Origin of the sequence: Brasilonema octagenarum UFV-OR1 (genome assembly GCF_963888615.1) — a bacterium.
Lineage (GTDB): Bacteria > Cyanobacteriota > Cyanobacteriia > Cyanobacteriales > Nostocaceae > Brasilonema > Brasilonema sennae.
On the sequence record NZ_CAWPKW010000344.1, the window covers coordinates 15,557 to 28,606 of the forward strand.

Annotated in this window: 14 protein-coding genes; 5 read left to right on the forward strand and 9 right to left on the reverse strand. The window is 44.3% G+C overall.

Annotated features, from left to right (window positions below; genetic code table 11):
* Window positions 1–143: 143 nt before the first annotated feature.
* Window positions 144–794 carry a ribosome hibernation-promoting factor, HPF/YfiA family gene (gene hpf / locus AC5590_RS31120; RefSeq protein ID WP_169267126.1) on the forward strand — a complete coding sequence of 217 codons (651 nt, stop codon included), beginning with the start codon at window positions 144–146 and terminating at the stop codon, window positions 792–794.
* A gap of 99 nt (window positions 795–893) precedes the next feature.
* Here hpf and AC5590_RS31125 read toward each other — a convergent pair whose 3' ends face one another.
* Window positions 894–1,352, reverse strand: a complete 459-nt coding sequence (locus tag AC5590_RS31125) for a peroxiredoxin (protein WP_169267127.1) — start codon at window positions 1,350–1,352, stop codon at window positions 894–896.
* Window positions 1,353–1,521: 169 nt separating this feature from the next.
* Here AC5590_RS31125 and AC5590_RS31130 point away from each other — a divergent pair, with 169 nt between their 5' ends.
* Window positions 1,522–2,658, forward strand: coding sequence for an acyltransferase family protein (locus tag AC5590_RS31130; RefSeq protein ID WP_169267128.1), 1,137 nt, complete (start codon window positions 1,522–1,524; stop codon window positions 2,656–2,658).
* An 82-nt stretch (window positions 2,659–2,740) separates the two neighbouring features.
* On the opposite strand, the gene AC5590_RS31135 is transcribed toward AC5590_RS31130, so the two are convergent.
* Window positions 2,741–3,253 (reverse strand): cupin domain-containing protein, encoded by a 513-nt coding sequence (locus AC5590_RS31135; protein WP_211178625.1) that lies wholly within the window; start codon window positions 3,251–3,253, stop codon window positions 2,741–2,743.
* 163 nt (window positions 3,254–3,416) lie between these two features.
* The gene (locus AC5590_RS31140) at window positions 3,417–4,649 is read right to left on the reverse strand and encodes a DUF4336 domain-containing protein (RefSeq protein ID WP_211178627.1); all 1,233 of its coding nucleotides are present in this window, start codon (window positions 4,647–4,649) and stop codon (window positions 3,417–3,419) included.
* A 167-nt stretch (window positions 4,650–4,816) separates the two neighbouring features.
* Here AC5590_RS31140 and AC5590_RS31145 point away from each other — a divergent pair, with 167 nt between their 5' ends.
* Together AC5590_RS31145 and AC5590_RS31150 are read left to right on the forward strand one after the other, a co-directional pair.
* Window positions 4,817–5,065 (forward strand): DUF2281 domain-containing protein, encoded by a 249-nt coding sequence (locus tag AC5590_RS31145; RefSeq protein WP_169267130.1) that lies wholly within the window; start codon window positions 4,817–4,819, stop codon window positions 5,063–5,065.
* Window positions 5,066–5,461, forward strand: a complete 396-nt coding sequence (locus AC5590_RS31150) for a type II toxin-antitoxin system VapC family toxin (RefSeq protein WP_169267131.1) — start codon at window positions 5,066–5,068, stop codon at window positions 5,459–5,461.
* 101 nt (window positions 5,462–5,562) lie between these two features.
* Here AC5590_RS31150 and bchB read toward each other — a convergent pair whose 3' ends face one another.
* Entirely contained in the window at window positions 5,563–7,089 is a 1,527-nt protein-coding gene (gene bchB, locus AC5590_RS31155) for a ferredoxin:protochlorophyllide reductase (ATP-dependent) subunit B (protein WP_169267132.1), read from the reverse strand.
* A gap of 391 nt (window positions 7,090–7,480) precedes the next feature.
* Here bchB and AC5590_RS31160 point away from each other — a divergent pair, with 391 nt between their 5' ends.
* Window positions 7,481–8,467: a nucleoside hydrolase gene (locus tag AC5590_RS31160; RefSeq protein WP_169267133.1), complete on the forward strand. Its 987-nt coding sequence runs from the start codon at window positions 7,481–7,483 to the stop codon at window positions 8,465–8,467.
* Between the two features lie 98 nt (window positions 8,468–8,565).
* On the opposite strand, the gene AC5590_RS31165 is transcribed toward AC5590_RS31160, so the two are convergent.
* The 5 genes from AC5590_RS31165 to AC5590_RS31185 all read right to left on the reverse strand — a co-directional run.
* Window positions 8,566–9,108: a tetratricopeptide repeat protein gene (locus AC5590_RS31165; protein ID WP_169267134.1), complete on the reverse strand. Its 543-nt coding sequence runs from the start codon at window positions 9,106–9,108 to the stop codon at window positions 8,566–8,568.
* A gap of 116 nt (window positions 9,109–9,224) precedes the next feature.
* Window positions 9,225–10,052 carry a transporter substrate-binding domain-containing protein gene (locus AC5590_RS31170; RefSeq protein ID WP_169267135.1) on the reverse strand — a complete coding sequence of 276 codons (828 nt, stop codon included), beginning with the start codon at window positions 10,050–10,052 and terminating at the stop codon, window positions 9,225–9,227.
* 12 nt (window positions 10,053–10,064) lie between these two features.
* Window positions 10,065–10,421 (reverse strand): 50S ribosomal protein L20, encoded by a 357-nt coding sequence (gene rplT / locus AC5590_RS31175; protein ID WP_169267136.1) that lies wholly within the window; start codon window positions 10,419–10,421, stop codon window positions 10,065–10,067.
* 22 nt (window positions 10,422–10,443) lie between these two features.
* Window positions 10,444–10,641: a 50S ribosomal protein L35 gene (gene rpmI, locus AC5590_RS31180; protein ID WP_169267140.1), complete on the reverse strand. Its 198-nt coding sequence runs from the start codon at window positions 10,639–10,641 to the stop codon at window positions 10,444–10,446.
* Between the two features lie 151 nt (window positions 10,642–10,792).
* Window positions 10,793–13,050 (reverse strand): beta strand repeat-containing protein (locus AC5590_RS31185; RefSeq protein WP_169267137.1); only part of this gene is annotated, 2,258 nt, incomplete at its 5' end.

Here is a 13,050-nt window from a genome sequence, read left to right on the forward strand (position 1 = left end):
AGATGGGCGAAACCTCACAAAAACTTAGATGTAGTCAGTCTAAATCCGTTGACGATAGATACTGGCGGCAGTCATAGATCTTACCGCATTTCCTTGTCATCCGAAACAAAATTCACAAAAAAACATAGAGCGGGAGAGTTTACATGAAGCTTGTCATCCACAGCAAAAATATTGAAATCACCGATGCGATTAGGGATTATGTGCATCAAAAAATTGAAAAGGCGGCAAGTCATTATCAAAACATCACCCATGAAGTGGATGTGCATTTGAGCGTAGCTCGTAATCCCCGAATTAATCCCAGGCAGGCGGCTGAAGTCACTATTTATGCCAATGGCAGTGTTATTCGTGCTGAGGAGAGTAGCGAGAACCTCTACGCCAGTATAGATTTGGTGTCAGACAAAATTGCCCGTCGGCTGCGTAAATATAAAGAGCGGCGTCAAGAGAAGAAAACACACGCCCAAGAAACAATTGAAGGAGTTGTTCAAGAGGCAGTCGTCACAGATTTAATTGGCGATCGCACTCCAGAACTACCTGAAGAAGTCGTCCGTTGTAAATATTTTGCCATGCCTCCGATGACTATGGCAGAAGCTTTAGAACACCTGCAATTGGTAGGACACGACTTTTATATGTTCCAGAATGTGGATACTGGCGAAATCAATGTGATTTACGAACGCAATCACGGCGGTTATGGCGTGATTCAACCACGTCATACTAATAATGGTCATACCAACGGCAAGAACGGCAAGACAAGCAATGGTGAGGTTGGTATGCCGGAGAAATCTTTCCACAAGTAAGATCTAAGAGCAAGTAAGGTGAGTGGAGCGATCGCCTAAAGTGCGATCGCTCCACTTACCCTATTTTAAAATCTAGCTTTCTTCATCATCCAGGACTTATTAAGCTGTTTGCAGTTGTTGCAACGTTTTGATTGCTTCCTCGACGTGACCTTTGAAGTTAAACATTGAGTCAAAGACATACTGTACAACTCCTTGGTTATCAATAACATAACTCACCCGACCGGGAATCAAACCGAAGGCTGTAGTTGCGCCGTATTGCTTACGCACTTGGTCGCCTTTATCGCTTAAAAGGGTAAAAGGTAGTTGGTACTTGGCGGCAAATTTCTGGTGAGACTCGGGTGAGTCACCACTCACACCAATGACTTCTGCGCCTGCTGTTTTAAAGACTTCGTACTGGTCGCGAAAAGCGCACGACTGAGTTGTACATCCTGGTGTGTCGTCCTTGGGGTAAAAGTACAGGACGACTGGTTTGCCACGAAAATCTTCCAGGCTCACAGGTGTACCGTTCTGGGACGGTAATGTAAAATTGGGGGCTGTGTCTCCTACTTTTACTGGCATAGATTTCAATTCAATTTCAAAATTTCAATTAAAAATTGCATATGGGCAAAAGATACCTAATGCAAAATTTGTGTTAACAAAATTTTAACTTGTATTTCATTCTACGAATTTATCTTGATTATCTATACAAAGCGGAGTAGTTTGTATTATTCAATGCAAAATTCCGCTTATGGGTCGTCTCACTTCACTTGATGTTTTTCGCGGCATCACTATCGCAGCCATGATTCTTGTTAACATGGCGGGTGTTGCCGACGAATCAAAAGTCTACCCTCCACTACTCCACGCAGATTGGCACGGCTGTACCCCAACTGATTTAGTCTTTCCTTTCTTCTTGTTTATCGTTGGTGTGGCGATGACTTTCTCCTTGTCAAAGTACACTGGCGACAATAAACCCACAGCCCCTGTTTACTTGCGTATTTTGCGTCGCGCTGCGATTTTATTCGCTTTAGGATTATTACTCAATGGTTTTTGGAATAAAGGTCCTTGGACTTTTGATTTGAGTAGTATCCGCATTATGGGAGTGTTGCAACGCATTAGCTTGACATATCTCCTTGCTTCTGTTGCTGTCCTTAAACTCCCACGTAAAGCACAATGGATATTAGCAGGAATGTTACTCAGCGGCTACTGGTTAGCAATGATGTATGTACCCGTTCCCGGTTATGGCGCTGGAGTGCTGACGCGAGAGGGAAATTTCGGTGCTTATATAGACCGTTTAATTATTCCTCAAGCACATCTTTACAAGGGTGATGGTTTTAAAAACTTAGGAGATCCAGAGGGACTTTTTGGCACTATTCCCGCTATTGTGAGTGTATTGGCTGGATATTTCGCTGGACAATGGATACGCGCTCAGCCAGTTAAATCTCGTACAAGCATAGGTTTAGTCTTATTTGGTATTGGTTGCTTAATTATTGGTTGGGCATGGGGCTGGACATTGCCGATTAACAAAAAGCTATGGACAAGTTCTTATGTAATTTTCACTAGTGGTTGGGCATTATTGTTACTTGCAGCTTGTTATGAACTTATTGAAGTGCGGCGGGTACGGCGTTGGGATAAACCTTTTGAAGTGCTGGGATTAAATGCCATTTCCCTTTTTGTTGCTTCTGTACTGCTAATTAAAGTTTTGGTGAGAACTAAAGTCGGGTCTGGGGAAAATGCTCCGAGCACTTATGATTGGATTTACCAAAATGTCTTTGCATCTTGGGCTGGTGCAATGAATGGTTCTTTACTTTTCGCTATTGTCACTGTGTTATTTTGGGTGGCGATCGCCTATGTGATGTATCAGCGGCGATGGTTTTTCAAAGTCTAAACTCCGTTAAGTCCTACCTTGTTTATAATTAAGCACCCAAGACAATCATTGTGGAAGGATTGAGGCTGAAGTTGCGGCAATTTCATCTGTTTTCAGGATTGATTAAAATAGATTTTGGTTGATTAGCATCAAATAGAGAAGCAGATAATAGAATAATCGGTTTGTTTGTTAGGTTTTCTCCATAATGAACCATTCCAGCAGGTTCAACTAAAGAATCTCCTACTGTAAGCTGTATAGTTTTCCCTTTTTGAAGAATCAATTGTGTGCCATTAGCTTTCGTTACTTTAGCCTCTCCTTGCACAACAGTATAAGTTAAAGTTCCCGCTTCTACTCGTTCAATCTGCATTCCCGGATGAATATGAGTAGGGAGTTTTGTTCTTGGTGCGATTGTATAGCGTACAAGCTCAAGAATCTGCTTTTGATCTTGAGTCGGATAACCACTCGCTAAAACTTCACGCCTAACAGATTGAGTGTAAGTATTGGGTGAGGGGCTTTCTTGGCTGTTAACAACTACACTGCCAAAAGCCAGGATAGCTAAGGGGAGAATCACAGACGCTTTTCTCATCTTAAAAGTTTTTTGTTGGGGTAATTTCATAAATATTAATTTTCCTTAATATCTCTGATACAAATGGTACTAAAGAAAGCTGAAACACTTGTGATTGAAGCAGTTTGCAATTGCTTACGTAATTCATACCGGGGTTTTGTTTGATTCGGGCGTAACTATAGTTTTGTGTTTTTTCATTTTATAGATGTATCGATCAAATCTTCTCTTTAGCTGGTGTGGCGATTCCGCGCCTAACCAGATTCCCCTCAAGTTCTTTGATGAATTTAAAGTCTTCCTCCACCAAAGGCTGACTTGAACTTCCAAATGATTCTTCACATGCCAAAGGTTTCTTCTCAAGGAAAGCAAATGCTTGCCGAAATTGACGGGGAACAGCTTCAATTGGCGAATCAAAGTGACAGGAAATAATTCGCCCAAAATCCCAAGTTGCAACTTTGTCAGCCCAGTTGAGTACTTGTCTCGGTGCTTGGGGAAAAATGAAGATTTGCAGAATCGGTGCGACAAATGGACGCCCATTTCCTCGTAGGGTATCGAATGACTGCTTCCAGTTCTGTTTCCAGCGAAATGGAAATAAACCAAAGTACGCCTTTGGTGAGTGGTTTGGTGCTTGAAAAGTATCGCGAAACGTCTGCACCATTCCAGTTACCTCTAGCACACTGGGACGAAAGTAAACTGCAAATAAACAAATGCGTTGCCATCCTTTGCGGCGGTTTGCTTGATTGTCCTCGATCGCCTCGAAGGCATTGTCTCTAGCGTGAAACAGCAAGGGATATGGATCTAATTGAGCGATCGCCGGTGGTTCTTCTGGTACAGATAAAACAGAATCAGTTACAAGCACAGTCCGCGATCGCCTGTGGAAAACCGCTACTTCCGCAAAAGAACCCCGTCCCAAGTTGATGTCCAACACTGCATAATCAAACTCATCACCAAAGGGCGCTTGTCTGCTGTCCTCTGGCAGCACTTGGGTTCGTTTTTGAGGAAAGCCAAGCCAACTCAACGGTAGGTTGAACGGCAAACTCCACTGATGCGGGGCAATGAAAACCTGTGCGTTTGGAAAGCGTCTGGCAAAGGGACCAACGAAAACTTTGTGCTCCAAACCAGAACTCGTTGGCAGAATGATATACTTAACTTCACCGTGAACAGCCACCAACTCGTTCACCAAGCGCACACACTCAGTCGTCGGAGCAACAGGCGCATACACAAGTAGACCCCCTGCCCAGAGCTTTACAACAGTCATACGAATCGGTACGATAGTGTAGAGGATGCCTTGAAGTTGATCGAATGTCCAGATAGTGTCCTTAACTATTTCCCTACGAAGTGTCCGCCGCTTGTTGTAGGGGTAGAGTGGTACAGCAGGCCAAAACGGCCATGACCAATCTCTTGGATGTTCTTGTGGCTGTACCTTCTTTTGACGTTCCTGTGAATTCATCATCCTTCTACCCCTGGAGTGTTTCTTTCCAATTTTTAGCATTGGAAAGGTTTTTGCTTGTCAAGAAGTGTTTGTCGATAATTATGTTGTGGCAGGGCAAGACCTGCTCTGGTTTCATATAATTGAGTTTGCATCCCTTCAGGTTATGTAGTTTATCGAGAACCTGTATGACCATCGCTAAACAGATTTACGAACTCGTCAAATCTCTTCCTCAAGACCAAGCCAGCGAGATTCTCACTTTTGCTGAATCTATTCGTGCTAAATATCTAAATTCTAATCAACCCAGTAGTACAGTCGCTCCAGTACCTTGGGCTGAACTGGTTTATTCCTTAGCTGGAAGTTGGGGAGAGGACTTTCCTACGTTGGAAAACATTCGTGATAATTCGGGGCAGGACATCCTACGGGAGAGGCTCTAAATGTACGTTTTGGATACCAACACCCTGATCTACTACTTCAAAGGTCAAGGACAGGTTGCTCAAAATCTTGCCAATGTCTCTCCCCAAGAAATAGTCATTTCCACAATCGTTTTCTTTGAATTACAAGTCGGTATCGCCAAATCTAACTCACCTGCAAAACGCACCCAACAACTTCAGCAACTGTTGAGCCGAGTTAACCTGGTGTCGTTTGAGCAAGCTCATGCTTTGGCTGCGGCAACCATTCGTGCTCAATTAGAGCAACAAGGTACACCCATAGGTTCGCTCGATATTTTGATTGCTGGGACAGCCATAGCACTTCAGGCAACTCTCGTCACTCATAATGTCAACGAGTTTTCCAGGGTTGCAGGACTTGTGCTCGCAGATTGGTATTTATAATTATGCTGGTGCTCCTAATGCTTTATGCATTGATGTGGGGAACGTACGAACATAAATGTATGATTAGTGGAAAAGACGTTGCAATGCAACGTCTCTACGTACTATGCACCCACAGCTTCTTTCGCAGCGTACATCACTTCCAGAGTAATTTGACTGAAATTGCGATCGCGAGCAAATTTCTCGGTGTTACGCTTGACTTTACCACGCACAAAGCCAGGAACCTTGTTCAATTCTGCTTGAGCATCCTTAGTCCATCCCAAATCAGAATCAGCAGAAATGCCCTTGGTAATGACTTCCTTGGTATCATGTCCGCCGAAGATTTCCAACAGGTGGTCTTCCATTCCTAAGGTAAAGGAATTGTAGACCAAATCCGCAATCTGATTTGTTCCTTCGTAACCCATGAATGGTTTGTAACCAATGGGGAAGTTCTGGATGTGAATGGGTGCAGCAATCACACCGCAGGGGATATCCAGACGTTTACCAACGTGGCGTTCCATTTGGGTACCGAAGATAGCAGAAGGTTCGACGCGGGCGATCGCATCCCCAATTGCCCCATGATCCTCGGTGATCAGCACTTCATCACAATACTCGCTCACCTGCTGGCTGAACCACTCCGCATCGTATTTGCAGTAAGTTCCAGCCCAGACAACGTGAATGCCCATTTCTCGTGCCAGAATCTTAGTCATAGCAGCTGCGTGAGTGCTATCACCAAACACAACGGCTTTCTTACCAGTCAAGTTTTGACAGTCAATCGAACGAGAAAACCATGCAGCCTGTGATACATACAGAGTTTGCTGGTTGATAAACTCTTCGTAGTCAACATCCGCCCCTTGAGCATTAATTATCTGCTGAATTTTACGGATACAACGAGCCGTTTCTACGACACCCATTGGTGTGATATCTACGGTTGGGATTCCGAATTGTTCTTCAAGGTAACGAGCTGCCATAACACCAAGTTCCCGGTAAGGGACAAGGTTAAACCAGGCGCGGGGCAGGTTCTTCAACTCGTGAACGGAAGCACCTTCAGGAATCACAGCATTCACCTCAATACCCAAGTCAGCCATCAACCGCTTGAGTTCTGTGCAGTCGTGCTGGTTATGGAAACCGAGGGTAGAAATACCGATGATGTTGACAGAAGGCTTTTCGGTTTTAGCTTCGGGCAGTTGGCCTTTCTTGCGGGCTTTCTCGATGTAGTATTGGACGATTTGTTGGAGAGTGCGATCGGCAGCTTGGAGTTCATTCACGCGGTAGTGGTTCACGTCTGCCAGTAGCACATCCGCTTTCGCCTCCAGAGATGCCCTTTCCACAAAGTTTGCTAAGTCTTCTTGTAAAATGCTGGAAGTGCAGGTGGGAGTTAACACAATCAAGTCTGGGTGTTCTTCCGCGTCTTTACGGGTGATGTTGTCCACCACTTTTTCTTGTGAACCGCGTGCCAAAACGTTGCGATCAACAATACTGGCTGTCACTGGCGTGAAGTTTCTCTCCCGTTCTAGCATGGAACGCATAACGTTGAAGTAGTCATCACCCAAGGGCGCGTGCATGATCGCATGAACATTTTTAAAGGAACTGGCAACCCGCAGAGTACCAATGTGGGCGGGACCTGCATACATCCAGTAAGCCAATTTCATCTTTGATGTTCTCCCTTTGTATGAAATGAACTATAGCAATCCTATATGAGTTGTGAGAATTATCGTTCGCGCAGCGTGTCCGGAGGACATACCGCCAAGACGCCAAGGACGCCAAGAAAGAGAAGAGAAAATCTTACGAATGATTTAGGACTGCTATATATCTGATAATAAGAGCACTACGAGTGCTTGTTTTTTTTATCGTTTCTGATTTTCGCAGAACTTGTAGCCCTAAGAAATGGGATTTAACAGAATTGTAATAGAGGTGCGATCGTCCGATCGCTCAAACCTGCTGACTAATTGAGATTGGGCTTCTGACTTCAACAACATTTCTGTTGTAAAAGTGATAAGAATCTTAACTTTTAAGCAAATTTCTTATGGAGCAGTAATTTACATGATAGCCCTTGCAAATCAGCCCATCCCAGTAATAGTAGATACAGACGGTGGAGTTGATGATGCCTTAGCTCTGATTATGGCATTGAATTCACCCCAATTAGACCTGAAAGCAGTCACCGTTGTCGCTGGCAATGTTAACGTAGATCTGGCTACTAATAATGTGTTGCATGTACTGAGTATTGTTGAACCCGATACTTCGCCCATCGTTGCCAAAGGCTGTGAAAAACCATTGGTGAGACCTCCGTTCAATGCAGCGGGGATTCATGGTGCAGACGGTTTGGGTGAATTAGATCAGTTCTTGGAAGCTGATGGTACACCTCGCTATCCTAAACTTACTATTGAGCCATCTACAGAAAATGCAATTGAGCTGCTTCTCAAAACAGCTCAAGAGTACGGCGATAGTCTGATCATTATTGCTTTAGGACCACTCACGAATCTGGCAACAGCGATTCAGAAAGATGGCGCAACCATGAAAAAAATCGGACGGATTGTGATCATGGGTGGGGCTGTGACTGTACCCGGAAATATTACAGCAGCGGCTGAATTTAACTTTTTTGTCGATCCCCATGCAGCTCAAATTGTGATGGAATCAGGAATTCCCCTCACTCTGGTTGGTTTAGATGTAACCATGAAAGCCCCTCTAGCACGTCAAGTTGTTGAAGATAATTTACAGCGTCGTCCTTCTAAAGTCACCCAGTTTATTGCCGATTGCACTGGAATTTATATGACTTTCCACCGTGACAACGAAGGCTTTCACGGATGTTATCTACACGATCCTTTAGCTGTGGCGGTTGCGATTGATCCGAGTTTGGTAACTACAAAATCGCTATATATGATGGTTGAAACTGAAGGAAGATTCACCAGTGGAATGTCACTAGGTGATCGGCGCGATCGCAGAAGTGAGAAAACCAATCCGCCCAATGTAGAGGCTTGCTTAGAGGTGGATACTGAACGGTTTTTACAGCTATTCGATCAACTTGTTTGAGGAATATTTGCTTCTTTAGTATGAAAGGTAATTTTGGAGAGGCAAAGCCTCCCCAACCTATTCCTAAGCAAAGCGTGGGAACGAGAAATCTTCACCAATCATGCAGATACTAAGCGTCGCAAAGATTCAGAACGACGTTTTGCCGTGGCGTTATTTGGCTGAATTTTCAGGGCGTCTTCATAAGCTTGCAGGGCTTGAGCATTTAATTTTTTTCGCTCATATGCATGACCAAGATTATTCATTCCTACCACATAATCAGGTTTTATTTTCAGAGCTTCTTTATACTGACGTATGGCGATGTCAAACTGTTCTTGAGCAAAGTAAGCATAGCCTAACCCGTTGTAAATATAGGCTATATTTTCTTCTTCTTTTTCGCCTTCTTCCCTTTCTTCTTCAGCAGCTTTGATAGCTTTTTGAAAGAGAGTTATCGCTTGAGAAAATAGTTTTTTCTCAGAATAAATACTGGCTAACTCGTAATATTCTTGAGTGGTACCGCTTTCTTTGGTCAGTTTTTTTCGCAACCTTGACATGGAACCTTCAACTCTACGACTTTTGAAGACCTGGCGGAAAATACTGACAACTGCAATTAAGAGCAGACCGACTAAAACTGACAGATAAATAGTTGCTAGATCGTTATCCATTGTATTTAGTAAAATTTTCTTCTTATCTATATATCAGCTTATATGAAACAATGAGAATTATGAATTATGAATACTAAAAAATTTCATTTATAATTTCTAACTGAGAAGTTCCCAATTTAGCGTAATCCCCAATATGTAGCGCGTTGTTTGAGCCACCCAGAATTAATATAACGGGCAATGGCTTGGTTAACCTTTCTTCGTAATGGATCGTACTGCAATCCCTTAGGCATGACTACAGATAACGGTTGGGTTGATAGCTTAGCTGAGAGTAACCGATACTGAGGATATTGTTGCACCCAACCACTTAAAACACTAGCATCTGCAGCAAAGGCATCTGCTGAGTTATTTTCTAACAGCGCCAAGGCTGCTTGATAAGAATCTACTCCCACTAACTCGGCGTTTGGTATATAATAGCGCACATCGGCAATAGTGCTGGAATTGTTGAGGACGGCGACTTTCCGTTTTGTCAAATCACTGAGTCGTTGGAATAATGTGTTTTTTGTGACTAATACAGTGCCATCGAAGTAGTAAGGAACACTGAAGCTGACTAAGCGAGAACGTGAGGCAGTTGCTGTGACTCTGGCGATCGCCAGATCAACTTTATGATCCAAGACTGCGGATAGGCGATCGCCATTAGCAACAGGTTGTAGTTTCACCGCATCTGCTTTACCAAGTAAGTCTGCTGCCAATGCCTTAGCTAAATCAATTTCTAAGCCTTGTAAGTTACCGTTTGTATCTCTAAATCCTAAGGGAGGCAAGTTATCTTTGACTGCAATTCTGATATAGCCCCGCCGCTGAATTTCGGGCATTTCTTCTGCGGCAGATGCTGATAGTTGTGTATCTGCGACTGTGACAATGGAAAAAGTCAAGAACAAAAAAATGACAGCGGATATGAGCAGATGTAACCAACAACCTGCTTTCGATCTGTTACATCCGATATCCATCTGTTTGCACCTTTATCCTTTAGGTTGGCTTGCCAATTGCGCTACTTTGTCGAAGCTTGCTGGATCAAGAATTGCTAATTGTGCCAACATTTTGCGGTTGAGTTGGACATCAGCTTTTTTGAGATTCCCGATCAACTGGCTGTAACTCAAACCATGTTGGCGTGCAGCAGCGTTGATGCGGGTGATCCAGAGGCGGCGGAAATCGCGCTTACGTTTTTTGCGATCTACATAGGCGTTCCGCAGCGCCTTCATGACTCTTTGATTCGCCGTTCTAAACAGAGTTGAGTGAGAACCGCGAAAACCTTTAGCGAGTTTGAGAATTTTTTTGCGGCGTTTGCGAGCAACGTTACCGCGTTTTACCCGTGTCATATTGTTTTAGTTCCTGAACAAATTACAAATAAGGGAGCATGAGGCGCACGTTTTCTGCATCGCGCTCATCGACAACTGCCATTTTCGACATATTACGTTTCTTATCAGAGCTTTTGTGCTCTAGCAAGTGGTTTTTGAACGCTTTGCGACGTACAATTTTACCGCTACCTGTAGCGCGGAATCTCTTTGCCGCTGCTTTACGAGTTTTGAGTTTAGGCATGGACTGGCTTTGATTGGACACAATCCATCATTATAAACTAAGAATTTAGAAACAAACGGCATCAGGCGCTGGCAAACGTTTTTTTGTTAAATAAAAAACTTCACAGTATCGAGAGCCATTTAAGAATCCGGGAATGTGGATTAACGCAAGACTATTTTGTGGCGGCACAACTACTAGTAGGCGCTGGCTGCTCGCGTTGTGGACCAGTCTTAGTAGGATCATAACCAACGAGCACCACTTGACCTTTTTCGTTATATATCCAACCTTGAGCAGGTATTATCTGTTTGACAGGTGGCTTTTGAGATGGCTGCTTTTGTGTTGCACTTGTTGAACTTACCGTACTGGCGACAGGCTTTATTAAATTAACACGCACATTGTCACTACTGAGAATTTTATTTGGATCAGATGGCAGTCCGCCGCGTCCGGTAACAGTGAAAGTGCTACCAAAACCTTTGACACAGGGATTTAGAGCAATTTGCTGTGCCGGATCTACTACAGTTTGTGTCAATTGAAATAACCCTTGGGTGGGGTCAATATCAACTACATTAATTAGCACATTACCACTTAACCCGTCAGTTGCCCCAGTGGCGGTGATGTCGCTTGTATTTGGGGAAGCTGGATTGCGAGACTGAAAGCCAAAAATACCTCGGCTATTGATTTTAACATTACCGCCACGGGAATTAGCAGAGTTAGCAGTGATATCGCTATTGTCAAAGCCAACCAGGATACCGGTATTAATATTGATGTTGCCGCCAATAACGTTTTCTCCTGTGGCGTTGGTTGCGATGATGCTGTTGCGACTCATGATCAAATCTTGTGAGTTAATGTTAATTGTCGCTTGCTCTCTATTCGGGTCAACTTTAGCACTTTGTGTATCGGCGGTGAGTGAGGCATTGTTGTTTAAACGGATAGAGCGTGCATTTAACGTCATGTTGCCTGCAGATCCTGTTCCACGACTCGCCACGCTTACTATTGCCCCATCTTGCACTAGTAAGGTATTGGTTTTGACTGTAAGATCACCCGCATCCCCTGTTGAGTTTCGCTGTGCAGAAGCAAGCAAGCCACTAGGAAACTGACCATCAGGAGTTCTACCAATCAACTGCACATCTTGGGCATCAACGCTCAAACTACCCCCCTTGCCCTTACCGGAAGTGGCAGCTTGTACCTGTGCCCCATCTCGCACGAGTAAGGTATTGGTTTTGATTGTAAGCTCACCCGCATCCCCTGTTGAGTTTCGCTGTGCAGAAGCACCCAAGGCACTGGGAACCCGACCATCAGCGCTTGTACCAATCAGTTGCACATCTTGGGCATCAACGCTCAAAGAACCCCCCTTGCCCACATCGAAAGTGCTAGTAAATACCTGTGCCCCATCTCGCACCAGCAAGGTATTGGTTTTGATTGTAAGGTCACCCGCATCTCCTGTAGAGTTTGGCTGTGCAGAAGCACCCAAGGTACTAGAAAACTGACCATCAGCGGTTCTACCAATAATCTGCACATCTTGGGCATCAACAGTCAAACTACCCCCCTTTCCCGCACCGAAAGTACTAGTACTTACCACTGCCCCATCTCGCACTAGCAAGGTATTGGTTTTGATTGTAAGGTCACCCGCATCTCCTGTTGAGTTTGGCTGTGTAGAAGCAAACAAGCCACTAGGAAACTGACCATCAGCGGTTGTACCAATCAATTGCACATCTTGGGCATCAACGCTCAAAGAACCCCCCTTGCCCGCACCCAAAGTGTCAGCACCTATCTGTGCCCCACTCTCAAGCCGCAAGCTGTTAGCACTGATACTGACATCACCTCCCTGTCCATTTGCTCTTGGTCGCACCTGATTAAAAATGTCACTATTATTAAGGTTTATTGCCCCGGTGGCATTAACCGAAATATCTCCCGTTTGAGTACCAACTGTCCCCAAACCTTGCCCTATTCCAGCGCTGAGGAAACTTCCTCCCGTCATCTCTAAATTCCGGGCATTAACTGCAATACTACCGCCACCACCTGACCTAACGTTAACTTCCGCACCATTCGTTAGCGATACATCCGCTCTTTGCACTCCCACAGGAAAACTCAAACTCCCATCACCATTGAGTCCTACCGTCCCAGCAGCAGATAATCCTCCTAACTCAACTCGTCCTCCTCGTGCAAACAGTATTCCACCTTCTAAGTTGACGTTACCACCCACCAGTGCTAATGAATTTCCTTCTGGAACAGTAAGACCAACAGGATTACCACTATCATCAACAGCCTGAGACTGATTGGTAATATTTTTAAAATTCTCCCGATAGCTCAACCCAACCGGAGCAGTTATCGTTAACAATGGCGGTGCTTGGGGATTCGTTGCACTAAACTCAAACCCATTCTTAAATATCAAACTATTTGCCGTACTTCCCAAAAAAGAACCACCCACAT